26 protein-coding genes and 3 tRNA genes are annotated in these 25,309 nt (G+C 51.4%); 20 read left to right on the forward strand and 9 right to left on the reverse strand.

Annotation, left to right across the window (positions count from 1 at the left end; all coding sequences use genetic code 11):
- Genes BQ7483_RS01615 through BQ7483_RS01630 form a run of 4 tightly spaced genes read left to right on the forward strand, consistent with a single transcriptional unit; the run spans position 1 to position 3,149 of the window.
- The gene (locus BQ7483_RS01615) at positions 1-495 is read left to right on the forward strand and encodes a DUF4847 family protein (protein WP_022020083.1); all 495 of its coding nucleotides are present in this window, start codon (positions 1-3) and stop codon (positions 493-495) included.
- A 15-nt stretch (positions 496-510) separates the two neighbouring features.
- A complete protein-coding gene (locus BQ7483_RS01620) occupies positions 511-942 on the forward strand; it encodes a deoxycytidylate deaminase (RefSeq protein WP_022020084.1) in 432 nt (143 codons plus the stop codon).
- Positions 943-970: 28 nt separating this feature from the next.
- A complete protein-coding gene (locus tag BQ7483_RS01625) occupies positions 971-2,704 on the forward strand; it encodes a S41 family peptidase (RefSeq protein ID WP_072544607.1) in 1,734 nt (577 codons plus the stop codon).
- Positions 2,619-3,149 (forward strand): 5-formyltetrahydrofolate cyclo-ligase, encoded by a 531-nt coding sequence (locus BQ7483_RS01630; RefSeq protein WP_072544608.1) that lies wholly within the window; start codon positions 2,619-2,621, stop codon positions 3,147-3,149. Before BQ7483_RS01625 ends, BQ7483_RS01630 begins: the two co-directional genes overlap by 86 nt.
- Before the next feature lie 22 nt (positions 3,150-3,171).
- On the opposite strand, the gene BQ7483_RS01635 is transcribed toward BQ7483_RS01630, so the two are convergent.
- Positions 3,172-3,462: a DciA family protein gene (locus BQ7483_RS01635; protein WP_022020087.1), complete on the reverse strand. Its 291-nt coding sequence runs from the start codon at positions 3,460-3,462 to the stop codon at positions 3,172-3,174.
- A complete protein-coding gene (gene recF / locus BQ7483_RS01640) occupies positions 3,459-4,571 on the reverse strand; it encodes a DNA replication/repair protein RecF (RefSeq protein ID WP_072544674.1) in 1,113 nt (370 codons plus the stop codon). Before recF ends, BQ7483_RS01635 begins: the two co-directional genes overlap by 4 nt.
- Positions 4,572-4,731: 160 nt before the next feature.
- Here recF and BQ7483_RS01645 point away from each other — a divergent pair, with 160 nt between their 5' ends.
- The 4 genes from BQ7483_RS01645 (at position 4,732) to BQ7483_RS01660 (ending at position 6,298) form a co-directional block, all read left to right on the forward strand.
- The gene (locus tag BQ7483_RS01645; protein WP_022020089.1) at positions 4,732-5,415 is read left to right on the forward strand and encodes a tetratricopeptide repeat protein; all 684 of its coding nucleotides are present in this window, start codon (positions 4,732-4,734) and stop codon (positions 5,413-5,415) included.
- 163 nt (positions 5,416-5,578) lie between these two features.
- Complete coding sequence (gene ribH / locus BQ7483_RS01650) at positions 5,579-6,073, forward strand: 6,7-dimethyl-8-ribityllumazine synthase (RefSeq protein ID WP_022020090.1); 495 nt, start codon at positions 5,579-5,581, stop codon at positions 6,071-6,073.
- A gap of 61 nt (positions 6,074-6,134) precedes the next feature.
- Positions 6,135-6,217: transfer RNA gene (locus BQ7483_RS01655), tRNA-Tyr, on the forward strand.
- Positions 6,218-6,225: 8 nt separating this feature from the next.
- Positions 6,226-6,298 (forward strand) — tRNA-Gly (locus BQ7483_RS01660).
- 314 nt (positions 6,299-6,612) lie between these two features.
- Here BQ7483_RS01660 and BQ7483_RS01665 read toward each other — a convergent pair.
- Complete coding sequence (locus BQ7483_RS01665; RefSeq protein WP_072544395.1) at positions 6,613-7,656, reverse strand: IS110 family RNA-guided transposase; 1,044 nt, start codon at positions 7,654-7,656, stop codon at positions 6,613-6,615.
- Positions 7,657-8,292: 636 nt separating this feature from the next.
- Here BQ7483_RS01665 and BQ7483_RS01675 point away from each other — a divergent pair.
- The 8 genes from BQ7483_RS01675 (at position 8,293) to BQ7483_RS01700 (ending at position 12,220) form a co-directional block, all read left to right on the forward strand.
- Positions 8,293-8,595 (forward strand): hypothetical protein, encoded by a 303-nt coding sequence (locus BQ7483_RS01675; protein ID WP_139247497.1) that lies wholly within the window; start codon positions 8,293-8,295, stop codon positions 8,593-8,595.
- A gap of 196 nt (positions 8,596-8,791) precedes the next feature.
- Positions 8,792-8,992 (forward strand): hypothetical protein, encoded by a 201-nt coding sequence (locus BQ7483_RS17420; RefSeq protein ID WP_139247498.1) that lies wholly within the window; start codon positions 8,792-8,794, stop codon positions 8,990-8,992.
- A gap of 484 nt (positions 8,993-9,476) precedes the next feature.
- On the forward strand, positions 9,477-9,830 hold the full coding sequence (locus tag BQ7483_RS01680; protein WP_072544611.1) for a hypothetical protein: 354 nt from the start codon (positions 9,477-9,479) through the stop codon (positions 9,828-9,830).
- Position 9,831: 1 nt separating this feature from the next.
- The gene (locus BQ7483_RS01685; RefSeq protein WP_072544612.1) at positions 9,832-10,176 is read left to right on the forward strand and encodes a hypothetical protein; all 345 of its coding nucleotides are present in this window, start codon (positions 9,832-9,834) and stop codon (positions 10,174-10,176) included.
- 10 nt (positions 10,177-10,186) lie between these two features.
- Positions 10,187-10,390, forward strand: a complete 204-nt coding sequence (locus BQ7483_RS01690) for a hypothetical protein (protein ID WP_072544613.1) — start codon at positions 10,187-10,189, stop codon at positions 10,388-10,390.
- A 4-nt stretch (positions 10,391-10,394) separates the two neighbouring features.
- Positions 10,395-10,790 (forward strand): hypothetical protein, encoded by a 396-nt coding sequence (locus BQ7483_RS17425; protein WP_139247499.1) that lies wholly within the window; start codon positions 10,395-10,397, stop codon positions 10,788-10,790.
- Complete coding sequence (locus BQ7483_RS01695; RefSeq protein ID WP_139247500.1) at positions 10,771-11,682, forward strand: penicillin-binding transpeptidase domain-containing protein; 912 nt, start codon at positions 10,771-10,773, stop codon at positions 11,680-11,682. The genes BQ7483_RS17425 and BQ7483_RS01695 overlap by 20 nt, the downstream gene beginning before the upstream one ends.
- A gap of 106 nt (positions 11,683-11,788) precedes the next feature.
- A complete protein-coding gene (locus tag BQ7483_RS01700; protein ID WP_072544614.1) occupies positions 11,789-12,220 on the forward strand; it encodes a DUF6078 family protein in 432 nt (143 codons plus the stop codon).
- A 291-nt stretch (positions 12,221-12,511) separates the two neighbouring features.
- Here BQ7483_RS01700 and BQ7483_RS01705 read toward each other — a convergent pair whose 3' ends face one another.
- Both BQ7483_RS01705 and BQ7483_RS01710 read right to left on the reverse strand, forming a co-directional pair.
- Complete coding sequence (locus BQ7483_RS01705) at positions 12,512-15,880, reverse strand: glycoside hydrolase family 2 TIM barrel-domain containing protein (RefSeq protein ID WP_072544615.1); 3,369 nt, start codon at positions 15,878-15,880, stop codon at positions 12,512-12,514.
- Between the two features lie 251 nt (positions 15,881-16,131).
- Positions 16,132-16,204, reverse strand: a tRNA-Arg gene (locus tag BQ7483_RS01710).
- 228 nt (positions 16,205-16,432) lie between these two features.
- On the opposite strand from BQ7483_RS01710, the gene asnA reads away from it, so the two are divergent.
- The 3 genes from asnA (at position 16,433) to folB (ending at position 18,628) form a co-directional block, all read left to right on the forward strand.
- On the forward strand, positions 16,433-17,470 hold the full coding sequence (gene asnA, locus BQ7483_RS01715; protein WP_022021209.1) for an aspartate--ammonia ligase: 1,038 nt from the start codon (positions 16,433-16,435) through the stop codon (positions 17,468-17,470).
- 114 nt (positions 17,471-17,584) lie between these two features.
- On the forward strand, positions 17,585-18,247 hold the full coding sequence (gene ung, locus BQ7483_RS01720) for a uracil-DNA glycosylase (protein WP_072544616.1): 663 nt from the start codon (positions 17,585-17,587) through the stop codon (positions 18,245-18,247).
- Between the two features lie 21 nt (positions 18,248-18,268).
- Entirely contained in the window at positions 18,269-18,628 is a 360-nt protein-coding gene (folB, locus tag BQ7483_RS01725) for a dihydroneopterin aldolase (protein ID WP_072544617.1), read from the forward strand.
- Between the two features lie 9 nt (positions 18,629-18,637).
- Here folB and BQ7483_RS01730 read toward each other — a convergent pair whose 3' ends face one another.
- Genes BQ7483_RS01730 through mtaB form a run of 3 tightly spaced genes read right to left on the reverse strand, consistent with a single transcriptional unit; the run spans position 18,638 to position 21,862 of the window.
- On the reverse strand, positions 18,638-19,654 hold the full coding sequence (locus BQ7483_RS01730; protein ID WP_072544676.1) for a glycosyltransferase family 2 protein: 1,017 nt from the start codon (positions 19,652-19,654) through the stop codon (positions 18,638-18,640).
- Positions 19,647-20,549, reverse strand: a complete 903-nt coding sequence (locus tag BQ7483_RS01735) for a lysophospholipid acyltransferase family protein (protein ID WP_072544618.1) — start codon at positions 20,547-20,549, stop codon at positions 19,647-19,649. The genes BQ7483_RS01730 and BQ7483_RS01735 overlap by 8 nt, the downstream gene beginning before the upstream one ends.
- A complete protein-coding gene (gene mtaB, locus BQ7483_RS01740) occupies positions 20,546-21,862 on the reverse strand; it encodes a tRNA (N(6)-L-threonylcarbamoyladenosine(37)-C(2))-methylthiotransferase MtaB (RefSeq protein WP_072544619.1) in 1,317 nt (438 codons plus the stop codon). Before mtaB ends, BQ7483_RS01735 begins: the two co-directional genes overlap by 4 nt.
- A gap of 232 nt (positions 21,863-22,094) precedes the next feature.
- Here mtaB and BQ7483_RS01745 point away from each other — a divergent pair, with 232 nt between their 5' ends.
- Positions 22,095-22,298 (forward strand): hypothetical protein, encoded by a 204-nt coding sequence (locus tag BQ7483_RS01745; RefSeq protein ID WP_021847091.1) that lies wholly within the window; start codon positions 22,095-22,097, stop codon positions 22,296-22,298.
- 250 nt (positions 22,299-22,548) lie between these two features.
- Here the strand turns inward: BQ7483_RS01745 and BQ7483_RS01750 are convergent, their stop codons facing one another.
- Positions 22,549-25,230: a transglutaminase domain-containing protein gene (locus BQ7483_RS01750; protein ID WP_072544620.1), complete on the reverse strand. Its 2,682-nt coding sequence runs from the start codon at positions 25,228-25,230 to the stop codon at positions 22,549-22,551.
- Positions 25,231-25,309: the final 79 nt, after the last annotated feature.

Here is a 25,309-nt window from a genome sequence, read left to right on the forward strand (position 1 = left end):
ATGATGAAATATAAATTGTTTGCCTTATTGGCCGCCATCCTGCTGCTGGCCGGATGCAACAACGAAGACGATGTGCTGGAGATCTTCACCGGCAAGACCTGGAAGCTGACCTACATTGCAGCCGAGAACTCGCACGAGCAATACAACTTCTGGAGCAACGACAAGGAATCCGAACAGAGCTTCAGCGCCCTCAAGCAGGAGGGTACCTTCATCGTGACCTTCGAAGGCACCAATCTGAACAACGCAGTCGGAGGAACCTTCAACGCCAAAGGTATCAACGCAACCATAGACGGAGAGTGGAACGCCAACGGCGGAAGCCACGAGATGAGTACGGCCAAGACTCACGTCAGCATCTCCGAGAGAGACAAGCTGGCACAAGCCTTTGTCACAGGACTACAGAATGCCATCAGATATGGAGGCGACGACAGCAACCTCTACATCTATTACGAAGACAAGGACGGCACCGTCAAACGAATGAACTTCAAAGCACAATAAAATCAGAATACAGCCATGGACCACGAAGCCAAACAAGAAGCATTGGACAAACGCTACATACGCATGGCCGGCATTTGGGCAGAGAATTCCTACTGCAAACGCCGCCAGGTGGGCGCGCTCATCGTCAAAGACAAGATGATTATTTCGGACGGATACAACGGCACTCCTTCGGGATTCGAAAACGTATGCGAGGACGAGAACAACCTGACCAAACCCTACGTTCTCCACGCCGAAGCCAACGCCATTACCAAGATAGCCCGCTCGAACAACAGCAGCGACGGAGCCACGATGTATGTCACCGCCTCGCCCTGCATTGAATGTGCCAAACTGATTATCCAGGCCGGCATCAAACGGGTGGTCTACTCCGAGAAATACCGGCTGGAAGACGGCCTGAACCTGCTGAGACGGGCCGGCATCGAAGTGGTATACATCTCGGCCAACGAATAAACGGAAATGATTAAAACAGAATAACGATATGAGTACAAAAAACTCTTCCCGCTTCCCCCCCCTTATCATTGCCATCAGTGTGGTGGTGGGAATATTGATCGGCACATTCTATGCCAAACATTATGGAGGAAACCGGCTGGGCATCATCAACGGCTCATCCAACAAGCTGAATGCCCTGCTGCATGTCATCGACGACCAGTACGTAGACACCGTAGACATGAGCCAACTGGTAGAAAAGGCCATGCCGCAGATACTGGCCGAACTGGACCCCCACTCCACGTACATTCCTGCCCAGAAACTGGAGGAAGTCAATTCTGAGCTGGAAGGCAGCTTCAGCGGTGTGGGCATCCAGTTCACCATTCAGGAAGACACCATCCACGTCAACAGCGTCGTATCGGGCGGCCCTGCCGAAAAGGTGGGCATCATGGCCGGCGACCGCATCGTGACCGTGGACGACAGCCTGTTCGTCGGCAAGGACCTGACCAACGAGAAGGCCATGCGCCACCTGAAGGGTCCCAAGGGCAGCCAGGTGAAACTGGGCATCAAGCGCATGACCGAGAAAAATCTGCTCGACTTCGTGGTGACCCGAGGCGACATTCCCCAAAACACCATCGATGCCGCTTATATGCTGAGCCAGGACTTTGGCTACATACAAGTGAGCAAGTTCGGCCGTACCACCCATGTCGAACTGCTGAATGCCATCGCCCAGCTGAGCCACCAGAACTGCAAGGGCATCATCATCGACCTGCGCGAGAATACGGGAGGCTATATGGAAGCCGCCATCCGCATGGTCAACGAATTCCTGCCCGAAGGCAAGCTGATTGTCTATACCCAAGGACGCAAATATCCGCGTATGGAGGAATATGCCAACGGTACGGGCAGCTGCCAGAACACTCCGCTCGTCGTACTGATTGACCAGGGTTCTGCCTCGGCCAGCGAGATTTTTGCCGGTGCTATCCAGGACAACGACCGCGGCACCATCGTCGGCCTCCGTTCGTTCGGCAAGGGACTCGTACAGCAGCCCATCGACTTCAGCGACGGTTCGGCCATCCGCCTCACCATTGCCCGCTACTACACCCCGTCGGGCCGCTGCATCCAGCGTCCTTACGAAAGCGGCAACGACAGCAAGTACGAAATGGATTGGCTGGACCGCTACGAACACGGCGAATTCTTCTCCAAAGACAGCGTGAAGCTGGACAAGAGCACCAGCTATTACACTTCCCTCGGACGTCCAGTCTATGGTGGAGGAGGCATCATGCCCGATGTGTTCGTGCCACGAGATACAACCGGCGTAACCTCCTACCTGATCGATGTCAGCAACAAGGGCCTGCTCATCCAATTCAGCTTCCAGTACACCGACCGTAACCGTTCCAAACTGAACGAATATACGACCGAAGAAGATTTGCTGAACTACCTGAAGAAACAGAACATCACAGAACAGTTTGTCCGCTTTGCTGCAGAAAAGGGCGTGAAGAGACGCAACCTGCTCATCAACAAGTCACACAAGCTGCTGGAAAGGAATCTCTACGGTAATATCATTTACAACATGCTGGGTAAGGAAGCCTATATCCGCTACATCAACCGCGACGATGCCACCGTCCTGAAGGCACTGGAAATCCTGGAACGCGGTGAAGCGTTCCCCAAAGCTCCTGAAACCGTAACAGACAATAAAGACAATGAAAACAGGAAAAAAAGAACTGCGCAAGTATATAGCAGAACTGAAAACCCTGCACGCCACTTCCGCTACGCAGTTGTCGGCTGAAATCATGGCACGTCTGGAGACTCATCCCCAGTTCCAGCAGGCCAAAACAGTTCTGATGTACCACTCCCTTGCGGATGAAGTCAACACGCACGACTTCATCCGCAAGTGGTATGCCTCCAAACGCATCCTGCTGCCTGTGGTCAAAGGAGAATGGCTCGAGCTGTATACCTATAACGGTCCCGACCGGATGAAGATTGGAGCTTATGGGATAGAAGAACCGACGGAAGGCAAGTTTACCGACCTGATGCAGATAGACCTGGCCGTCATACCGGGTGTGGCCTTCGACCGCCGTGGCAACCGCCTCGGACGCGGGAAAGGATATTACGACCGCCTGCTCCCTTTCCTGGCTACCACGTATAAACTGGGTATCTGCTTTCCCTACCAATTACTGGAAAACATTCCTACCGAACCTTTCGACATACGTATGGACGAAGTACTCTGCTAAGCATCAGCCGGGCGGAAAACGCTTATCGGAAAATAATGTTGGTGATGACCTGAGCCCCGACATGCTGGTTCAGGTTACGCACAAGCAGCTCGCGCCCCATCATCAGCTCCTGACGCAGGGCAGCCGATGTGAGCGAGACGTACAGCACCTGATTTTTGATGAAAAGGTCACGCGTATAGGAAGCGATGACCGGCCCCAACACTTCGGGCCACGCATTGATGAGACGGCGTTCGTTCAACGGCGACTCCAGACTCTCCTGCCGCAAGAAATTGCGTATCAGCACTCCTATCTGTTCGGCATTGTTTCTTTTCATACCTCACCCTCCTGCATTTCCGTCACCGCCCCCTGCTCCACCCGGAACATCCGATAGTCTCCGCCTACCTTGTGCAGGATGTTGTCCAGATGGCTGCGGTTGGTGTCTGTAATGAAAATCTGCCCGAAGCGGTCGCCCGCCACCAGCTTGACGATCTGCTCCACACGCGAAGCATCCAGTTTGTCGAAGATGTCGTCCAGCAACAGCAGCGGAACGGTGGTACCCGTACGGCGAAGGAAGTCGAACTGGGCCAGTTTCAACGCCACAAGGTAAGTCTTGTTCTGCCCTTGCGACCCCTCGCGCTTGATGGGAAAATCGCCGAGCAACATTTCCAGATCGTCCTTATGGATACCGCGCAACGAAAAGCCCATGATACGGTCGCGCTCACGGCTTTCCTTCAGCACCTCCAGCAGGGATGCTCCCCGTGCATGCGAGCGGTAGCTCAGTCCTACCTGTTCCCGGTCCTGTGATATGAACGAATAGAAGGACTGAAAAATAGGAATAAACTCGTTGACAAACGCTTCCCGCTTGCGGAACACCACTTCACCCGCCTGGGCCATCATCTCCTCCCACACCAGGAAAAGCTCTTCCTCGACCGGCTGTTCACTCTTCAGCAGCGTGTTGCGCTGGGTCAAGGCCTTGTTGTAACGAATCAGCGCATCGAGATACTCTTTGTCGTATTGCGAAACGACCACATCCATGAAGCGGCGGCGTTCGTCGCTTCCGCCGGCAATCAGTTCCGTATCCGCCGGCGACACCATCACCAACGGCAGGAAGCCGATGTGGTCCGACAGACGGGTGTATTCCTTCTTGTTGCGCTTGAACTGCTTCTTCTGCCTGCGCTTCATGCCGCAATACACCTCTTCCGGCGTGCCGTCCTCCGCCTCGTAAAATCCCTGGATGACAAAGAAGTCGGCCTCGTGGCGGATGTTCTGCGAGTCGATGGGGTTGCCCGCACTCTTGCAGAACGAAAGGAAATACACCGCATCCAGCAAGTTCGTCTTCCCCATGCCGTTCTGCCCGAAAAAGCAGTTCAGCTTCGGCGAGAAAGACAGTTCCACCTGCTCTAAGTTCTTATAATTGAGTATAGAAATGCGTCTCAGTATCATAATTGTCACTCCATTCACCTGCAAAAATAGGAAGATTTTCGGGCTTTTCCGGCACAAAGTAAAAAAAGATGCCGTGAAATTTCGCCAAAACCTATAAAAAACTTACTTTTGCCATTCGAAATCTCAAAGACCGAATAATAACAAAAAAGAATCTATAAAAATGGCAGAACAAAAGAAAACAAACGAAGCCCTGAATGTGGAAGAGGCACTTACGCAGTCGGAAGCATTCCTCATCAAGTACAAAAAAGCAATTATCGGTGCCGTAGTGGCAGTCATCGTCATCGTGGCCGGTGTAGTGATGTACAAGCACCTCTATGCCGAACCCCGCGAACAAAAGGCACAGGCCGCCCTGTTCAAAGGAGAAGAATATCTGGGAGCCGACGCCTACGAACTGGCCCTGAACGGCGACAGCATCGGTTATGCAGGATTCCTGAAAGTAGCCGAAGAATTCAGCGGAACCGACGCAGCCAATCTGGCCCACGCCTATGCAGGCATCTGCTATGCTCACCTGGGCAAATATGAAGAAGCCATCAAAGCCTTCGAAAGTTTCGACGGAAACGACCAGATGGTTTCTCCGGCCATGAAGGGTGCCATGGGCAACTGCTACGCTTCCCTCGGTCAGCTGGACAAGGCAGCCGACATGCTCCTCAAGGCAGCCAAAGAAGCCGACAACAACACCTTGAGCCCCATCTATCTGCAGCAGGCAGGTGAGATTCTTGTGAAGCAAGGCAAGTACGACCAGGCTATCGAGGCCTACACGACCATCAAGGACAAATACTTCCGCTCCTACCAGGCCATGCAGGCAGACAAGTTCATCGAGCAGGCCAAGCTGATGAAGAAATAAAAGCTGATGAAGAAATAAACCGCTACACCTTATTATAATAAGTGACGGTCCCCGGTCACGGATTAAACGGGAAACACGGTCCATCCACAGGAATACCGTGAAGTTCGTGTAATCCGTGACTTTTTTATCTACGATGTTCAACCCCATAAAAACCATCCACACTATGGCAACAGCTTATCACAACCTGTCCGAATACGATTTCAACTCAGTACCCGATGCCGCAAGCATGAAGTTCGGCATTGTCGTATCCGAATGGAACTATAACATCACCGGCGCCCTGCTGAGAGGAGCCGTAGAGACTTTGAAGAAACATGGAGCCAAAGACGAAAACATTCTGATAAAGACCGTCCCCGGCAGTTTCGAACTGACTTTCGGATCCTGCCAGCTGATCAGGCAAACCGATGTCGATGCCGTCATCGCCCTGGGCTGCGTGGTACGTGGAGATACCCCTCATTTTGACTATGTTTGCATGGGAGCCACCCAAGGTATCGCCCAATTGAACGCAAACGGCGATGTACCAGTTATTTACGGCCTCATTACGACCAATACAATGGAACAGGCAGAAGACCGTGCCGGCGGCCGGCTGGGCAACAAAGGTGACGAATGTGCAATTACTGCAATAAAAATGATAGATTTCGCTTGCAGTTTACGAAAATAGTCGTATCTTTGCACCGCAATTGAGAAACAAAGGTGCTTCACCGAGTGAATCAAGAGCGATTGGGCAAATACCAGAGTGGCCAAATGGGGCAGACTGTAAATCTGCTGGCTTACGCCTTCGGTGGTTCGAATCCATCTTTGCCCACTAAATTTGCGGAAGTAGCTCAGTTGATAGAGCATTAGCCTTCCAAGCTGAGGGTCGCGGGTTTGAGTCCCGTCTTCCGCTCTTAAGAAAATCAGATAGTTATCGAAAGATTTCTATCTGATTTTTGTTTTAACATTGTTCAGCCTTCCCCTAAAAGACAGAGATACCATGAACGTTTATAGCCAGCACATCATCAAGACCCCTGACGACAACACCCAAGAACTATATCCTTTCCACTATCTCGAATTCTACGAAGCCAACATCCATCCTTACGACGAATTTCTAATCAACGAAAAGCCCGAACGTATCTATCAAGGCTGTACGGCCCAAAATTTCTTTCAGTCACACAAAGACGGCTTCCAAAAAATCATCCCCCTCATTCTGTTTTCTATGATTTACGCAAATGTAACAACATCTTTTTGCAATAAGTTAACACAACTTGTAGGACTTCCCTTCACATAGTCCCAACAGAAAGGTGTTTTGTTGCGTATGACAGCGAACAGTCGATGTATTGTTTTATTGCGTATGTTATTGACTATGAATCCGAAGGGTTTTCCTTCCGCTTTTTTTCTCTGTGCATACTCCTTTGTCCGGGGATTATGTGTTAACAACGAGAGTGCACCTTGTGTGAGCAGGGAATTGACATAACGGTTCGATGCCTTGCTCACTCTGGGCTTCTTGTTGATACTTGTGCCGGATGAATGTTCATGGGGAACACATCCCGTATGGTTGGCATACTGGCGGGCGCTATCGAATCTCGTAAAGTTTCTCGTATCCAGAATGATGGCTGATGCTGTTACCCACGATATGCCGGGGACGCTGAGCGCCAGTTCCGTATTTTCCTTGAACTCGTCTTCTTCCATTAGAGTTTCACGTATCTCTTTCTCCAAGGACTTGACGGACTCCATAATGGCTTTCATCACTTTCCGAAGGGCTTTGGATGCTTCGGAGGAGGCCTTTGACGTACTGCCGGAGAAATTGCGTAATTTGACCTCACATTCCTTCAGCATTCTTCTTGTCAGATGGAGTTCCCGCAATTTTTTCAGACCTTTGTCGGGAAGGGTGCATCCCTTTGCCTTGTCACGGTGCCGGCAGGCGTATTCGGCAATCATGCGCGCATCAAGTCTGTCCGTCTTGCTGCGCTGTATGCCGCTGCTCAACTTGATCTGAAGCGGATTCTCCAGCCAAAACAAATATTTCCTTTGGGTGAAGCATTCAACGACCTCCATGCTGTACATCCCGGTATTTTCACCGCAGAACAGGAAATCGGCCGCTTTCAGCCCCTTGTACAGACTACGTAGGCGGCCTGTCATCTGGGCACATCCCTTGCGGCTGTTTTCTACCTCGCCTTCCTGAAGGATAGACATACTTTCACTTTCCATGCAGCAGTAATTCATTTTTTCCTTGCTGAAATCAATTCCAATGATTAACTTTGCCATATTCTTTAATTTTTAAACAGGTCAGCTACAACAGCCGTGAGCCATCTCCCTTAACTACCATTACCTTTAGGGTAAAAAGGCAAAGTTTTCTATGTGGCTTTTTGACTGTTAACTGCAAGGTCCAAAACAGAATATAGATTTTATCTGGAACGAGCATGGTTTACCTTGCAGTTGGCTGGTCTGTTTCTTTCACACAACAAAAGTAATCATTCCAACCGTATTTCCTTTTATTGCGCAAATCTAAGGGAACGACTCCAAGCTGAGCAAGCTGCAAAACGAACTGGAATCCGAGGGGAAACAGGTCTGCATGTTCAATCTCTTCATCCTCGCCATCTTTCTTGTCATGAGAGGAAAATCCCGCTATGTATTCCTACTGAAGCCCCGCATACAAGAAACCCTTTCCGCGTTGAATAACGTAACCAAAATCACATTTACCAACGCGGACGGCACCACGACAGAAAGCACCAGTTCTACCCTGATAAAGGCAATAATGGAAACGCTGAATCACAAAAGACAAGCGACTGCAAATCCTACGAAATAGAAAGAATCGTTTCATGGGACCAGCTTTCCAATAAATCTGTCCTGCAAAGCTACTTCGTCCACGATTTGACTGTATTCCTGAACCGATACTTTCCCATGAAGAGAAAGAAAGATGCACAAGTATCCACCAAAGAAGTAGAGTTGATTCTCTATCTGATGAAACTTGTCGATCTTTCCAAAGAAGAGCTGACCAACAAACGCTACTGGCAGCTGATGGCTGTCTACGAAAAAATCAGCCATCATACCACCGATATAGGAAAATTCTGCATCAATGGAACCGACAGGCTGATTCCTTTGATTTTCATTCCATACGAAGCATGGAGCAAAGGGAAAATAGACTGGACGGAAGAAAATATCCCCCAATTAAACTGCGAAGAAGGCGACATCATTCAATTCTGATTATTCCCTCCTCCGTCAGGACACACCACTCTCCAGAAAAACAGTTAATTATTTTCCCCCGTCCATAACTTACCATTTTTTGTTTCAACAAATCAGTTTCCCCCTCTAACTTTGCGGCAACAAACGGGAAAAGAGATATAGTCTCTACCGTTTGTCACAGTAAACAGATTGTCCAATCATGTAATACGAACTGAATATGAAACAAGAAAACAAGTGCCCGAATACCCTGCACACCAGTCCAAATAACGTTGAAGAAACGACAAATAAAGCTGCAAATAAAATTTATTCGTCTCAAAGCCATTACAATTCAAAACCTTTCGCTAACTTTGCCACAATTTCAGGAAGCTTGTTGCGTCAAGCCTTGAAAGGACATATGATTAACGAAAGGTGTTATTGAAATTATCTTCTACATTCAAACTTCGCAACTTTGAAAACTAGCATGAAGATGATAGCAATAGCACCGCACCATTTGATACATACCTGCCTTGTATTGTTATATAAGGTCTTTAGATATTATCAATTTGGTGTGGGCTATTGTTTTATCCATGCTAGAGGTAATGCGAAGACCTGAATGTAGGATAAAACCAATAAGTTCCCACACCTTTTTTATTTACAGCTTATCAAAGGGAACAGATAAGCACAACTTATCAAAAGATGAAATTACTAATATCTCTTACCGCTTTAAGCGTTCTTTTTTATTCGGTGGTTGCCATTGCAGACAGAAACAACATACAGAATCCCTAAAATATGGAATGAAGTATTCTGCTGATGATATAAATACTGAACTACATACTGAACTACATAAAGCTTATCGTTTAGCACATCATTTAAAAGATTACAATTGTATACCAAATTTATATCCTAATTAAAAAACAAAAAAAATGAAAACACTAAGATTATTAACAATTCTATTAGCCGTCGGATTGTGTACAGAGTTAAGTTCTTGTGGAAATAAATCACAAGATTTAAGCTCCATAATTGGTACTTGGCAAGAGTACAGAGCTGATACAAGTGACGACTACGGACTCTCCACATGGAAATTTAATAGCGATGGAAGTGGATTATTCATAGTTGAAGGAATAACTAATACACAAAAAGTTGGCTTCACTTGGGAAAGTTCAAATAATTCTACTATCAAAATAAATATAAATGGAGAAGAATCAACTTTTAAGCAGAACAATGGACTATTAATCGAAAATAGTGTTTTAGGAAGTGTAGTATTTAAGAAGCAATAATATGGGAAAAATAATATGGATAATCGTAGGAATCATAATATATTTTGGTGGTGGCTGGATTGCTAAAGATATTGTGTTTTCAATGATAGAAATAACGAATGAAACCACCTTAAAGGATTTGGCCTCATATGAATTTATAACCTATTCTATTATTGCAGGAATAGTGTCTTTTATTGCTAGCATATATGAAGATAATGAGATTGGTTATATCTCATTACTTGCTATTGGAATAACATGTGGAGTTGCTAAAGAAATGCCCTTTTCTATAGGGCTTATCATTTTGTACAATATTATAAATGTAGGAGGGATAATTTGGGCAATCTGCACAAATAAACATATTAAATAAATAAAATATTATGTGGATTTGGATTATTATTATTGCAATCATTATTGGTGCTATATGGGGAGCTTCAAACTCTAAAAACGGAGAAAGAGGCGCTGGTGCTTTTTCTGGCGCCATCATGAGTGGCATGGGATGTGGATATATCCTATTCCAAATATTTATATGGGGAGCAGGAATACTACTCATTTTATGGCTATTTGGAAAATTATTTGGATAATCTTATGAAGAAGATATTTTTACTAACAATAATGTTGTTTTTGGTTTGTTCATTAAAAGCGCAAACCTACAAATATTATACTAACAGTTTTGCTTACAAATTTTATGAAAACAGCAGATGGACAAACTGGAGCGATTGGCAGGAATCTCATATGCTTGTAGTCATTAGTTTAGACAGAAATATCATAAACATATATAGTGAAACAATGCAAGAATATGATATATATGAATATACAGGAGAAGAAAAAGATAATGACGGAGGTACTTCCTTTTTATTTCAATGCGTAAACAAAGATGGGTTACGTTGCCAAATACGACTTAGAGTACAATCTGATGGAAGCAAACAGCTTTACGTTGATTTCAATGATCTCATGTGGGTTTATGGATTACAAGAACGATAAATATATAAAACAGATTATTAGTTGTTTACTAATTTTATTTTATTTGACAGCCTCCTGCCAATTCAAACCGCAAGGAGTTAAAAGAGACGTAGCTATAGACAGCATATTACAAACAAACGCAACCTTTATCTTAAAACACAATCTATCAGAATTAAATGCCCTATCTGGACAAGCTATCATTATGGAAGTTCAGACAGGGCAGATTAAAGCGATGGTTGGACTTGAGAGGAAGGATAGTGCAAACTACCAGCCAAGTGAGAATCTACCTCAAACACAAACAGAGGGGTTGATACAACCCATATCCATATTGGCTGCATTAGAAACAGGGAAAGTCAAACTGTCTGATACGGTAAACGTTGGAAATGGTATTTATTCAGCAAATGGAATGGAGATAAAAGACCATAACTGGCATAGAGGTGGATATAGTGCAATCACCATCCAGCAGGGATTGGCGGTCAGTTCAAATGTCGCTACTTATAAAACGATAGAAAAAGCTTTCGGCAATGAACAGGCATATCAAGCCCAGTTAAAGAAAATGGGAGTTGATTTAGATAGTTTGACTACTATTAAGATGCTTACCTTATATAACGAGATTGCTAAGAATGGAGATATAGCAAGCAAGGCAAATACAGACAGTTTGAAACAGGCGTTAAAATATGTGGTTACTGATGGACTGGGGCAATCGGCTAAATCAGACAAGGTACAAATTGCAGGAAAGACAGGAGCTTTGCAACTGGAAGATGGCAGTCACATAATAGAGTTTTGTGGTTATTTCCCCGCTGAAGATCCTCAATATTCCATTATTATTTCTATCCACAAGGAGAAAGTCCCTGCAAGTGGAATGATGGCAGGTGAAGTGTTTAAGCAAATAGTAGCTAATATGGTTAAATAGGCCCGTAGAATTATATGAAAGGCCAATTTAAAAATTACTTTTCCATTTGCCACTCCACAAGCTTTTCCGTACCTTTGGAACAAATAGAAAACCAATCGTACAAACCATGGAAAATTTCGATTACTCTGTAGTACCCCGCGGATTCGGCCATTGCATGGCCAGCTGCCCGCAGGCTGCGACCTGCCTGCGCCACATCGCCTATGAACACCTGCCTGCCGACAAGGCTTTCGTCTGGATGCTGGTGCCACACATGGCCGGGCAGGCGCAGGGAAAATGCAAATACTATTGCCCCAACACCAAGGTGCGCTATGCCAAAGGATTTGCCCGAATCATCGACGAGCTGTCAGTGAAGCAGGCGGCTGCTTTCCGCGAACGGATGATAGGAAAGATGGGAAGAAAGAACTATTACGCCTCGCGCAAGGGAGACCGGCTGCTCCCGCCCGCCGAACAGAAGCAGGTACGTTCCGTGCTCCGCTCGCTGGGAGCACCGGACGAGAACTGTTTCGACGGTTACACCGACTGCTTTGTCTGGGAATAAACGACGGACTCCCCTGCCCTCGCGGCATGTTTCCGCGTATTTCCGCAGGGGGAACTCCGTTTCCCCTATAAGGAAACGGTCGTTACCATTGAAGGGAACGACCGTTACCATTGAAAGGGAACGCCTGTTTCCTTATAGGGGAACGGGCGTTTCCTCGCACAGGAAACGGGGAAAGGCTGCCGCATTCCGGGTTTCCAAGACTATCTGCTTTTCAAACAAAGCGAAGCCGGCAGCGATACGCACCTTCGCCCGTATCCGACTGCCGGCTTCGAATATCACCTACATTCTTTCTCAATACCTATACTGCAACGCCTTGTCGTAGTTTCCGCCTTTGACGGGAACCAGCGTAAAGCCCCAGGTGTACAGGCGGTTGGCAGGGATGGTGTAGCCCGGCTGTACCTTGGCCCCCCAGCTGTCGTAACCGGCCACGCCCTGCTGCTTCATGTCCAGGCAGACTTCCACGAAATTGCGCGGAACGATGTCGTTCACGTGGGTCTGACGGCGCATGACGTTGCGGGCTTCGGCTTCATTCTTGTCGGCAATCTCCTGCGGAGAGCGGTTGCGCCACTGGTAAGGATGAGAAGACTCTTCACTGTCGAAATCCTCCACCGTGTTGCGCAAGGCATTGAAGCCGATGATGCTGTCGGCCACTACCAGCAGGCCCTTCCGCTTGCCGTCCGAGAAGGCCACCCAACGCGTATCGGTACGGTGGCCGTTCTCCTGCGGACGCACGTAGCGAACGTACATGTCTTCGGCAGTCGTCGTGTAACGGCCAATCATGGAACCGGCATTGCGGTCGATGTAGTTTTCTTCAGGACCACGGCCGAAATATTCCACCTGATGCAGCGAGGCCGGCATCCGGAAGCGTACGCCCAGACGGGGCAATTCGAGCTGACTGCCGTCTGCCTTTTTCTTGCCCGGTGTATAGGTTGCCAGATTGGTATCTTCCAGCACTTCGGTCTTCACAGCCTTGAAATCGGTCGGGGTGAACTTCAACGATACGTTGACCACGCCGTCCGGATAAATACGGTAGTTCACGAAGTATTCGTTCCGGGTGGGAAGGTCGTACACCACGCTCAGGATACGGGTGTCACCGTCTTTCTTCACGTCAGCCGAACTGATGCGGAAGTCATGACTGGCCTGCTTCCATATCTGCAGACGCTTGGGGTTGCTGTTTCCATAATCGTTGTCATTGGGCGCACGCCAGAAGTTGGGCTGGATACCAAATCCGTCGGACACATATTCCATGCCGTCCACGCAATAGGAGGTCACCTTGCCCGCTGCCGCATCGAACACGAAACGCACTTTGGACGAAGAAATCACAATGCGGTCTCCCTCGCGGCTATCTGTCAGCTTCGGGCCCGATGCCTTGTAGGCCAGTTCGGGCTGTGCTGCCGACAAGCGGAACTGCTCGCAGGCCACTTCATAGCCTTTGGGAACCAACGGCTCGGCCAGGCGGGTCACCACACCGAAACGCACGAAGCATTCCGTCCCTGCCTTAAGGCGGAAGCCCGATACCGGAATGGAGAACTCGGCAGACTGCTGCGGTGCTACCACCATGTTCAGACGGCCTTTCTTGCGGGTCTCTCCATTGACCTGCACTTCGTACAGGATGTCGTAGTCTTTCAGATCCGTAAAATAGAATCGGTTCAGCACACGGAATTTGCCTGCTGCAGCATCCACCGCCTCGAAAGCCACGTTCTGATACGCGTATTTCACTTCAGCCATAGCCGGATGCGGCGTGCGGTCGGGAGCTACCAGACCGTTGCAGCAGAAGTTACCGTCGCTTGGCATATCCACTCCATAATCGCCTCCATAAGCCCAATAGGGACGGCCGGCCGCGTCTGTTTCCAGAATACCCTGGTCCACCCAGTCCCAGATGTATCCGCCCTGCAGGTTGGGATACTTGTAGATTTCCTTCCACTGGTCCCACAGGTTACCGTTGGAATTGCCCATCGCATGCGAATATTCTGACGGAACGACCGGACGGTCCGAACCGTTCGCACCGATATAGGCCAGCCATTCGGCACTGGGATACTGGGGCACGTACATGTCGGAGTTCCACTCCCACTGGGCACGTTCGTAGTTCACGGGACGGTTCATCAGGTCTTTTTCCCGTTCCTTCACCCACAGATAGGTCTGGTAGAAGTTATATCCGTTACCGGCTTCATTACCCAGCGACCAGAAGGTTACTGAAGGATAGTTCTTGTTGCGCTCATACATATTCTCCGTACGGTAGAGGTGGGGCTTCAGCCATTCGGGGTTGTTGCCCAGCGTTCCCCCCTTGCGCAAGTCGTAGAACATGCCGTGCGACTCGATGTTGGCCTCATCATATACATACAGGCCGTATTCATCGCACAGTTCATAGAAACGGCGGTCCTGCGGATAGTGAGCCAGACGAACCGTATTGATGTTGTAGCGTTTCATCAGCTCGAAGTCTTTCCGCATCAGCTCCTCGGGTACGTAGTGTCCCGTAGCCTCGTTGTGCTCATGGATGTTCACACCCTTGAGTTTCAACGGCTGTCCATTGATGAGCAGCACGGTATAGGGCTTTCCGTTCTTGGCCAGCTGGTCAATCTGCTTGATTTCGATGCGACGGAACCCAACGTGGAAGGGAACGATTTCGGTCACCTTTCCGTCTTCCTCGACCGTCATCAGCAGTTTGTATAGGTTGGGGTGCTCCGCAGTCCATGTCTTCACACCGGCCAGCGTTGTGCTGAAGTCCACAGTCTGTACACCACCGGCAGGCAGGCTGCACTCCTGAACCGCATTTGCCACCGAACGGCCTTCGGCATCGAGCAGCTCGTAACCCACCTTTACAGATTTCTGTCCGGCTGCCCGGTTTCTCATGTCCACTGCCAGGCGGAAGATACCGTCCTTGTAAGTGTCGTCCAGGGTCGATATAACCCGGAAATCCTTGACGGCCACCTTAGGCTGTGCATAGAGGAAGACATCGCGTTCGATACCGCTCAGACGCCAGAAGTCCTGACACTCCAGATACGAACCCGTGCTCCAACGGAAGATTTTCAGCACCAGGCTGTTCTTGCCCGGCTTTACATAAGAATTGATCAGGAATTCGGCCGGATTCTTGGAATCTTCGTTATATCCCACTTCCTGCCCGTTGATATAGACATAGACACCCGACTTGGCTCCGGCCAGATGGAGGTAGACATCTCTTGTCTGTAACCACTCGGCCGGTATATCTATCTCGCGTCGGTAGACACCCACCGGAATGTCGTCGGGCAACAGCGGCGGCTGAGGGTCGCTGGCCTTGAACTCAAACCACTGGTTGGTATAGATGGCCACGCCATGTCCCTGTACTTCCCAGTTGCCCGGCACCTGGATGTCACACCACCCTGCCAGGTCTGCTGTAGCCGAAGTCACATCGGCAGGCAGCCTGCGATGGGAATCGGAATACAGGAACTTCCACGTTCCGTTCAGCAGCCGGTAGAAGCGGCTGTTCTCGTATTTACCACTCAGGGCGGCCTCACGGTCGTCATAGGTCATGAACGACGTTCGGGGCGCCTCCCGATTGACAGATACCGTCTGAAGGTCCTGCCAATAAGGCATTTTCGGTTGTTCCTGCTGCGCCGCAAAGCTTTCTGCCGAAGCCAGAGCCAAGCCGCAGCCGACAACGCATGCAAACATCTTGTTTCTCATGTTACTGTTCTTTTTGTTATTTCATCCAACGTTCTCAATCATTGATTTCTTACCTTGAACTCTTGTGGCAGTCGGCCAGCACATTTTTCAAACCAATATCAGCAGCCCTTTCAACTACCGCATACGTTTCTGCAATCCGCCGGACGCAACGCTTACAAACATATGCAAATATAGCCTTTATTCCTTATCTATACACTTTGATGTCACCACAAACAAAAAAAACCGCTGACAATCAGCGGATTTTTTGTCGGTGACCCGGGTGGGACTCAAACCCACGACCTTCAGAACCGGAATCTGACGCTCTATTCACTAAGCTACCAGGCCTCAATTGCGAGGCAAAAGTATAAAAAATATCAGCATCCTCCTAATGTATGCCCGCTTTTTTCAAGTAATTTTTCCTTTGGGAGGCTTCGACCAGCACTATTAAAATGAAACACAAATGCAAAATTTATGGTCATATTGATATTTTATTCACAAAATATCATTCAACAATCAATATTTTGTCTATATTTGCCGGACATATTAACAACCCCATAACAAAAACATAACCGCATGAGTTACCTGATAACCCCAAAAAACTATAAGCCCCTGCTGGACTTGAAGCAGACCGAGCTGGGCATCAAGCAGATCAAAGAGTTCTTCCAGATGAACCTATCGTCCGAACTCCGTCTGCGGCGTGTCACGGCTCCGCTGTTCGTACTGAAAGGCATGGGTATCAACGACGACCTGAACGGCGTGGAGCGACCCGTATCCTTCCCTATCAAGGACCTGGGCGACGCCCAGGCCGAAGTGGTGCACTCGCTGGCCAAGTGGAAACGACTGACGCTGGCCGAATACAACATCGAGCCCGGCTACGGCATCTATACGGACATGAACGCCATCCGTGCCGACGAAGAGCTGGGCAACCTGCACTCGCTCTACGTGGACCAGTGGGACTGGGAGCGCGTCATCACCGCCGCAGACCGCAACGTGGATTTCCTGAAGGAAATCGTGACCCGCATCTATGCCGCCATGGTACGCACGGAATACATGGTATATGAAATGTATCCCCAGATCAAGCCCTGCCTGCCGGACAAGCTGCACTTCATCCACGCCGAAGAACTGCGCCAGCTTTATCCGCACCTCACTCCCAAAGAACGCGAGAATACCATCACCCAACGGTATGGCGCCGTGTTCATCGTAGGCATCGGATGCAAACTGGGCGACGGGAAGAAGCACGACGGCCGCGCTCCGGACTATGACGACTACACCACTCCGGGACTGAATGGCCTGCCAGGACTGAACGGCGACCTGCTCCTGTGGGACGAGCCCCTGCAGCGCAGCATCGAACTGTCGTCGATGGGTATCCGCGTGGACAAGGAAGCCCTGCTCAGACAACTGAAGCTGGAGGGAGAAGAAAAACGGCTGGAACTCTACTTCCACAAACGGCTGATGGACGACACCCTGCCCCTGTCCATCGGAGGCGGTATCGGGCAGTCGCGCCTCTGCATGTACTACCTCCGCAAGGCACACATCGGCGAGATACAGGCCAGCATCTGGCCCGAAAGCATGCGCGAGGAATGCCTCAAGCATAACATCCACCTCATCTGAACATTCGGCAAACGCAGATTTTTGCAAAATATAGGGGCACAAGTTTCCCTATGTGCAGAAATCTGCGTTATTTTGCAGGCTGAAGTCTAACCCATAATGCGCACAACGAAAACCATGAATGTTCAGATAGAAGAGAGCTGGAAGAAACGCTTGCAACCCGAATTCGACAAAGAATACTTCAAGACACTGACCGACTTCGTGCGGGATGAATATGCCAAAGGCCCCGTCTACCCGCCGGGCAGGCTGATATTCAATGCCTTCAACCTCTGCCCCTTCGACCGCGTAAAGGTGGTCATCATCGGGCAGGACCCGTACCATGGCCCGGGACAGGCTCACGGCCTCTGCTTCTCGGTGAACGACGGCGTAGCCTTTCCGCCTTCGCTGGTCAACATCTTCAAGGAAATCAAAAGCGACATCGGCACTGACATGCCCGCCAGCGGCAACTTGACCCGCTGGGCACAACAAGGCGTCCTCCTGCTGAACGCTACGCTGACCGTACGCGCCCATCAGGCCGGATCGCACCAGAATCACGGCTGGGAGACCTTTACCGACGCTGCCATCCGAGTGCTGGCCGAGGAGAAAGAACACCTGGTATTCATCCTCTGGGGAGCATACGCACAGCGTAAAGGCGCCTTCATCGACCGCAACCGCCATCTGGTACTGACTTCGGCCCATCCGTCTCCCCTCTCGGCCTACAACGGATTCTTCGGCAACAAGCACTTCAGCCGCACCAACGAATACCTCACCGCCCATGGGGAAACTCCCATCGTGTGGTAAAACCCTATTGACAAACGACATATGGAAAGCTACATCCTGCTCGAAAATCTCCGCTTCTATGCCTATCACGGGGTAGCCCCTCAGGAAACGACCGTAGGCAATGAATACACCGTATCCCTACGGCTGAAGACCGACATCGCCCGTGCCATGGAGAGCGACGACATGACAGACACCGTGAACTATGCGGAAATCTACCAGGCTGTAAAGACGGAAATGGACGTTCCGTCCAAACTGCTGGAACACGTGGCCGGCCGCATCATCCGCCGCCTGCTCGACGACTTCCCCGCCATCGAGCACATCGACCTGAAGCTCTCCAAGCGCAATCCGCCCATGGGTGCCGACATCGAAACGGCGGGGGTGGAGGTACACGAAGGGAGATGATGCCCCCCTCTACAAATCAGCAAACCGCTTCTTCCCTTTCAAATAATAGCGGAGCAACAAACTATAGCCTGTACGTTCGGGAATGACCGGAGTGCAGGCTTTTTCCATGTTCTCCTCACGCGAAGGTCGGAAAGACGGACGAAGCCGGCGGAACTCCCTGCGGGCGCGCCAGACGGCACGGGCATTGGGCCACTGCCCTTTCAGCAGGAAGACAAGGGCCGCCACCTGGTCGAGCAGCCAACGGACGCGCATCACGCCCTTCAGTTCTCCTTCCGGCAGGTTCTTGTAAAGCATCAGAAGGTTGTTGCGGAAGTTGAGAAAGGTCTTGCGCGGATTTTCTTTCTTCAGCGTGGCACCGCCGACGTGATAGACCACACTCTGGGGCACACACACCAGCAGCCGGCCGCGGGCACGTAGCCGCCAGCACAGGTCAATCTCTTCCATGTGGGCAAAGAAGCGACCGTCCAGCCCACCGGCCTTCCAATAATCTTCGAGCCGGATGAACAAGGCAGCCCCCGTAGCCCAAAAGACCGGCGCCACCGCGTCGTATTGCCCATCATCCTGCTCCACCGTACTCATGATACGCCCCCGGCAGAAAGGGTAGCCGTAACGGTCGATGAACCCACCTGCCGCTCCGGCATACTCAAAGGCGCTTCTGTCTCTCCAACTGAGCAGCTTGGGCTGGCAGCCCGCCACTTCCAGATGGGCATCCATATAGGCCGCCAACGGATGCAGCCAGCGGCCGGTCACTTCGACATCGGAATTGAGCAGCACGACATACTCGGCCTCCACCTGCCGCAAAGCCCGGTTGTACCCGTCGGCAAAACCGTAATTCCGGTCCAGCAGTATGAGGCGGACCGAAGGGAACTCGCGGCGGAGCATCTCTACCGAATCGTCCGTCGACCCGTTGTCGGCCACGTATACCACCGCCCCGTCGGCCCCGGAACAGGTTACGACGGAAGGCAGAAACGAACGGAGCATATCGCATCCGTTCCAGTTCAGAATGACTACAGCTATCTTATCCATGATGGGCAACAATGTTTTCGGGTTTCAGTTTCCAGCGCTTGTGCGACCAGAACCAGTAAGGAGGATTGTCGCAGATAGTCTTCTCCAGCCTGCGGGCAAACATTTCGGTAATCTCGCCGTCGGCCGTCTGCTTGGGGTGTTCCACCAGCAGATCGAAGTTCACCCGGCAATATCCGCGCGACACGCGGTGCAGGTCACAGTAGAAGACGGGGAAATCCATCAGCTTGGCTATCCGCTCCGCCCCGTCCATGAATACAGTCGGCTGGTGCAGGAAGGTGGTCCAGTAATGGGCCTCTATCACATTGGGCGACTGGTCGGTAATCAGTCCCACAGCCATCCGCTTGCCGGCCCGGCGGAGCTTGACCAGTTCGCGTGCCGTGGCATGTTTGGGCACATTGTATCCGCCGAACCTCGACCGGATGCGCTGGAACAGTTCGTCCAGATAGGGATTGCGCAAAGGCTTGTAGACCTGTACCGGCACGTCTTCGGGACGCATGATGGAACTCATGCCCGTTATCCACTCGAAATTGGCATAATGGGGAATGAGCAGCACGATGCCTCCCCGCTTCTCGATCATTTCCAGATAAAGTTCCTTGTTGACATATTCCATGCGCCCCGTCAGTTCACGAAACGACATGCGCATCATCTTGACTTCCTCGAGCATGTAGTCGCAAAGGTAATGGTAGAACTCCCGTTCTATCTCCTTCAGCTCTCCGGCAGACTTTTCGGGGAAGGAGTTCCGTAAATTTTGCCGGACCACCTTCCGACGGTAGTGAAACACGTGACGCATCAGCAGGTACAGCCCGTCCGAAAGGATATACAGCAGGCTGAAAGGCAAAGAGGCCAGCAGCCACATGCCCGCGTACGTCAGTCCATAGATAATGCGATGTTTCATATCCGTTCTCCCTTCAGGGCCGTCCCGTCGTCGTTCCATTCCTTCAGGCGGAGCGTGACCACACAGTTGTCCAAGGCATCGTCGTGCGGCACTTCCACCCGGATGTAGTTGGGCGTAAAGCCGTGCATGGGCGTACCGGGCTTGGATTTCTCCAGCAGCACCGGCAGACACTGGCCGATATGCTTCTCATAAAACGCCTTGGTTTTCCGGTCGGACAGCTCCAGCAACCGCTGGCTGCGGCGGTGCTTTTCCTCGGGCGCCACCACATGGTCTATCTTCAACGCCTGCGTACCCGGACGTTCCGAATAGCTGAACACATGCAGCTGGGTGACGTCCAGACTTTCGATAAAGCGGTAGGCCTCCTCAAAATAGTCTTCCGTCTCGCCGCGCGTCCCCACGATGACATCCACACCGATAAAGGCATCGGGCATCACCTCCTTGATTTTGTGCACCTTGGCTGCAAACAGGGCCGTGTCGTAGCGGCGGCGCATCAGCTTCAGCACCGCGTCGGAGCCCGACTGCAACGGGATGTGGAAATGGGGCATGAACCGCTTGGACCGCGACACGAAGTCTATGATTTCGTCGGTCAGCAGATTGGGTTCGATGGAGGAAATGCGGTAACGTTCGATGCCCTCCACCTCGTCCAGCGCCTTGACCAGGTCGAAGAAGGTTTCTCCCGTCGACTTGCCGAAGTCGCCAATGTTGACACCCGTCAGCACAATCTCCTTTCCGCCTTCGGCGGCTGCCTGGCGGGCCTGCTCTACCAGCGAAACGATGCTGCCGTTGCGGCTGTGCCCGCGGGCAAAGGGAATAGTACAATAGGAACAGTAGTAATCGCAACCGTCCTGCACCTTCAGGAAGAAGCGGGTGCGGTCACCCCGCGAACACGACGGAGCAAACGAACGGATATCCTTCAACGCCGAAGTAAAGGCCTCGCCCGATTCATGTTTCTGCAAATCGCCCAGGTATTGCAGGATATCCTTTTTCTGCTCGGCTCCCAACACCAGGTCCACCCCTTCGATGTGGGCCACCGTGTCGGGCTTCAGCTGTGCATAGCATCCTGTCACTACCACAAAGGCACCCGGATGCTGTTTCACCAGCCGATGGATGGTCTGGCGGCACTTCTTGTCGGCCACCTCGGTCACCGAGCAGGTATTCACCACACAGATGTCCGCCTTCTCGCCCTTCCGGGCCGTACGCACTCCCGCTTCCCGCAGCGTCCGGCCGATGGTAGACGTCTCCGAGAAGTTCAGCTTGCAGCCCAACGTATAATAAACCGCTGTCTTGTTCTGGAATATATTGGTATCAATCATAAATCTTCCTATAGCTGTATCGGGCACAAAGGTACACATTATTATTCGAATTCCCTACTTTCGGTCCATCTTCCCCGTTTCCCGCCCCTCTTTGCAGGCCTTCTGAGGAGAAGACACAAAAAAAACATAAAAAAAGTTGGGGTTTCGAGAACAACGTATCCAAAAAGTCTATACCTTTGCAGCGTTTTAATAAAGCAATTGATTGTATTACGTTTTTAAAAGTAAAAAGAAAATGAAAAAATTAGTTTTGATGGCAGCAGCTATCGTAGCAGTATCTTTCGCATCTTGTGGTAACAAAGCAGCTAACGCTGAACAAGCAGCAGCTGATTCTATCCGTATCGCTGACTCTATCGCAGCTGTTGAAGCAGCCGCAGCCGAGGCAGCAGCTCAGGCAGCTGATACTGTAGTAGCTGACAGCGCTGTTGTAGCTGAATAATATTCAGGACAACACCAGAGAGAATTGAAAGTCTGACGTGCGAAAGCACACCAGACTTTTTTTATGCCCGTACGGTTCGTATTTCCTTCCCCTATAGGGGTTCATTTCCATACCTTTCATCCTACCTCCCTCACGAAGCACTGCGTGAGGGTCTGACGAAGCACTTCCTTACCTCCTCACGAAGCACTGCGTGAGGGGGTAAGGAAGCACTGTGTCGGACTCTGACAAAGCACTGTGTCAGGGAGCGTGATTACAGTCCTTTCACAGTCTGCATCAGTTGTTCGCCCAAACCGATGGTATAGCCCTGCGATACAAACACTACGCGGTTGAACGTGTCGGCAATCACGAATACCGGCAACGTATCCTTGTGCTTCAGCTTCATGTTCTCTATAATCTGGGCGGCAATGCCGTGGCTGTCAATGCCATAGACAATGGTGGTAGGCAGGCCGGGGAAGTCCTGTGGACGGAACTTGCCGTATTTCTCGGCATCGGGGAAGAGCAGTACGATCTTGCGTCCCCACTTCTCCAGTTCCTTGCTCAGTTTGGCCATATCCTTCAAGGCATGGTTGGTAGGCTCCTGTCCCACGCCCAGCACACCGACCACAAAGTAACCGCGCCCGCAAGCCGTCAGCAGGCTGATGGGGTCGGCGGCCACCGTACCCTCCGTAATGGGTGTGAAGAGCGATTCGGAGTTGAAGTTACCGATGACCTGCACCTGGTCCGAGCTTTCGCGCATCGTCAAGGTGGTTTCCAGTGTCTTACCGGCCTCCACATTCAGGCCGCTCATGTGTACCAGCACCCCGCCGCTGGCCAGACGCGTGCCGCTCACCAGCACATAATAGCCGGCCGGCATCTGCAGGGGCGAGCGGAGCAGCGTGTTCCACGAAGCGCCGTTCTCGTCGTAGCTCTGCAGGCGGAGCACACCGTCTTCACAGCGCGACAGTGTGAAGTGGCTGTAGTATTTGGGATTGTCGTTGAACTTGGTCGGCTGGAAGGCTGCCACCAGACTGCCCACAGGCGCAACGCCTTGTGCCCGGCCCTCGCTGAAGTCCACGTCGAACGTCTTTCCGCCTTCGGCCAGATTCTGATAGCGCACGCGGCCCGTCACTTCGTCTATCCATGCCGGGATGCCCAAGCTGCGGGCAACGGCCACAAAGAAAATGTCGCGCGAATACGTGTCGGCCATGCGGGCGTTCCACACACCTTCGGGCGACATGGGGATGCGCTGCGAGTTCAAGGTATCGTTCAGCACAATGTTCTCGCGGCACCAGTCTACCAGCTTCTGCGGCTGGGCCCGGTAGTCTTCGGCCGTCTGTTCGTCCAGGGTCTGCTGGAAGAAAGACTTGTAGGCGGTCAGCTCTTCGGTGGCGATACGCGGATTCAGCACTGCCGGCACGCTCCGTTCGCAAGATACCGAGGGCGTATTCAGCAGGTGGTCTTTCAGAATGGAGAAGCGCGCATCACGCAAGTCTTTGGCAGACACGGCTCCCAGCAATTCCACGGCCCGGCTGCCCTGCCCCTGTTCCAATGCAAAGGTGACAAGCGCCTTGATGGCAGCATGATTGCCGCGCGAGGCAACCAGGAAGTCGGCCACACGCTGTTGCTCCGCCTCGTTCAGGCCCTTCTGGGAGGAAGCCCAGGCACGGGCCGTCTCGGGTGTCATCATCGTAGCCACATAGGCACGGCGGATGGAGTCTTCCACAGCCATGCGGCGGTCGTTCTCGGCCCGCTGTTCGGGCGTAACGGCCGGCAGGTTGGCCGACTCGACAGGCGGAACGATATCCAAATCCAACTCAAACGGATCACCGTCGCGACGGTCGAGCTTCACGGTCAGGGCCTCCTGCTTGCCGAACGACAGCTTCTGGAAGCCGAACCGCCCGTCTTTCGACGCCCACACCAGCATGTCACCCTTTCCGGCGGTCAGTGAGGCCTGTCCCGATGCATCGGTTTGCTTGCGGGCTACGGTATAGAACTCGGCATAGTTATAGAGCTTGAACTCCACCAGTGCCCCGCCGACGGGTTGTCCGGCCTCATCGGTCACGGTCACCGTGGCCTGCGCGGTGGGAGCATAGTTGTCAATGACGTTGATTTCGGTATAGTTGGGTGTGACGGACATCACCTCCTCCGGTCCCTCATAGCGGCCGAACACCTTGGTGTGCATCAGCATGCCGCGGCTGGCAGGTGCATTGAACCATCCCAGGTTGAGCACCGGTTCGGGCTCGCAGGCACCGAGGAAGTACCACTTACCGTCGGCCCAGGCCTCCACCCAGGCATGGTTGTCGTCGGTATGGGCCCAGCGGGGCGTATAGACCTGACGGGCGGGAATGCCCACCGAGCGCAGGGCGGCCACCAGGAAGGTCGACTCCTCGCCGCAACGTCCGTAGGCCGTGCGGACCGTAGCCAGCGGCGCGCTGGTGCGGGCGTCACTGGGCTGATAGACAGCCTTCTCGTGACACCAGTGGTTCACCTCCAGAATGGCGTTGCGCATGGAGAGGTTCTGCACCCGTGGCTTCAGCTCCTCGTAGAACACCACGCGGGCACTGTCCAGCGGTTCGTTGTTCACCCGCACGGGGAGGACGAAGTGGCGGAACAGTTCCTCGGACACCATCCGTCCCCAAGGCATCTCCTCGGCCGCACGGCGGGCAGCCTGTACGTTCATCAGGTGGAAGCTGCCGGGATAGTCGGTAATGTCGGCCAGCGGCATGTAGGCGTAGAGGAATTCAAGGGCTTCACGCTCGTAAAGCGTCAGGTCGGTGTCGAAAATAGCAAACAAATTGCCTTTGGACATGACGGCCTGCTTCTGCTGGAAGTCCTGCTCCACATGCGTACGATAAGTTGAGTCACTGATGAAATGGGCATGTTTGCTGCTACACGAAGCAAGCATGGCTACCAGCCAGCCCAGACAGAGGAGTTGATAGGTGAAATGTTTCATATTCTATTAGTTGTTGACGGCCAAATTTACAACAAGTTTTCCACTCCACCAAACCGGACGCCCACAGAATGTGCTTCTG

This window comes from Mediterranea massiliensis (assembly GCF_900128475.1).
Classification (GTDB): Bacteria; Bacteroidota; Bacteroidia; order Bacteroidales; family Bacteroidaceae; genus Bacteroides; species Bacteroides massiliensis_E.

Coding starts and splice junctions, on each gene's coding strand:
- BQ7483_RS01615 (WP_022020083.1), top strand. CDS start 1: ATGATGAAATATAAATTGTTTGCCTTATTGGCCGCCATCCTGCTGCTG.
- BQ7483_RS01620 (WP_022020084.1), top strand. CDS start 511: ATGGACCACGAAGCCAAACAAGAAGCATTGGACAAACGCTACATACGC.
- BQ7483_RS01625 (WP_072544607.1), top strand. CDS start 971: ATGAGTACAAAAAACTCTTCCCGCTTCCCCCCCCTTATCATTGCCATC.
- BQ7483_RS01630 (WP_072544608.1), top strand. CDS start 2,619: ATGAAAACAGGAAAAAAAGAACTGCGCAAGTATATAGCAGAACTGAAA.
- BQ7483_RS01635 (WP_022020087.1), bottom strand. CDS start 3,462: ATGAAAAGAAACAATGCCGAACAGATAGGAGTGCTGATACGCAATTTC.
- recF (WP_072544674.1), bottom strand. CDS start 4,571: ATGATACTGAGACGCATTTCTATACTCAATTATAAGAACTTAGAGCAG.
- BQ7483_RS01645 (WP_022020089.1), top strand. CDS start 4,732: ATGGCAGAACAAAAGAAAACAAACGAAGCCCTGAATGTGGAAGAGGCA.
- ribH (WP_022020090.1), top strand. CDS start 5,579: ATGGCAACAGCTTATCACAACCTGTCCGAATACGATTTCAACTCAGTA.
- BQ7483_RS01665 (WP_072544395.1), bottom strand. CDS start 7,656: ATGGCAAAGTTAATCATTGGAATTGATTTCAGCAAGGAAAAAATGAAT.
- BQ7483_RS01675 (WP_139247497.1), top strand. CDS start 8,293: ATGAAGAGAAAGAAAGATGCACAAGTATCCACCAAAGAAGTAGAGTTG.
- BQ7483_RS17420 (WP_139247498.1), top strand. CDS start 8,792: ATGAAACAAGAAAACAAGTGCCCGAATACCCTGCACACCAGTCCAAAT.
- BQ7483_RS01680 (WP_072544611.1), top strand. CDS start 9,477: ATGAAAACACTAAGATTATTAACAATTCTATTAGCCGTCGGATTGTGT.
- BQ7483_RS01685 (WP_072544612.1), top strand. CDS start 9,832: ATGGGAAAAATAATATGGATAATCGTAGGAATCATAATATATTTTGGT.
- BQ7483_RS01690 (WP_072544613.1), top strand. CDS start 10,187: ATGTGGATTTGGATTATTATTATTGCAATCATTATTGGTGCTATATGG.
- BQ7483_RS17425 (WP_139247499.1), top strand. CDS start 10,395: ATGAAGAAGATATTTTTACTAACAATAATGTTGTTTTTGGTTTGTTCA.
- BQ7483_RS01695 (WP_139247500.1), top strand. CDS start 10,771: ATGGATTACAAGAACGATAAATATATAAAACAGATTATTAGTTGTTTA.
- BQ7483_RS01700 (WP_072544614.1), top strand. CDS start 11,789: ATGGAAAATTTCGATTACTCTGTAGTACCCCGCGGATTCGGCCATTGC.
- BQ7483_RS01705 (WP_072544615.1), bottom strand. CDS start 15,880: ATGAGAAACAAGATGTTTGCATGCGTTGTCGGCTGCGGCTTGGCTCTG.
- asnA (WP_022021209.1), top strand. CDS start 16,433: ATGAGTTACCTGATAACCCCAAAAAACTATAAGCCCCTGCTGGACTTG.
- ung (WP_072544616.1), top strand. CDS start 17,585: ATGAATGTTCAGATAGAAGAGAGCTGGAAGAAACGCTTGCAACCCGAA.
- folB (WP_072544617.1), top strand. CDS start 18,269: ATGGAAAGCTACATCCTGCTCGAAAATCTCCGCTTCTATGCCTATCAC.
- BQ7483_RS01730 (WP_072544676.1), bottom strand. CDS start 19,654: ATGGATAAGATAGCTGTAGTCATTCTGAACTGGAACGGATGCGATATG.
- BQ7483_RS01735 (WP_072544618.1), bottom strand. CDS start 20,549: ATGAAACATCGCATTATCTATGGACTGACGTACGCGGGCATGTGGCTG.
- mtaB (WP_072544619.1), bottom strand. CDS start 21,862: ATGATTGATACCAATATATTCCAGAACAAGACAGCGGTTTATTATACG.
- BQ7483_RS01745 (WP_021847091.1), top strand. CDS start 22,095: ATGAAAAAATTAGTTTTGATGGCAGCAGCTATCGTAGCAGTATCTTTC.
- BQ7483_RS01750 (WP_072544620.1), bottom strand. CDS start 25,230: ATGAAACATTTCACCTATCAACTCCTCTGTCTGGGCTGGCTGGTAGCC.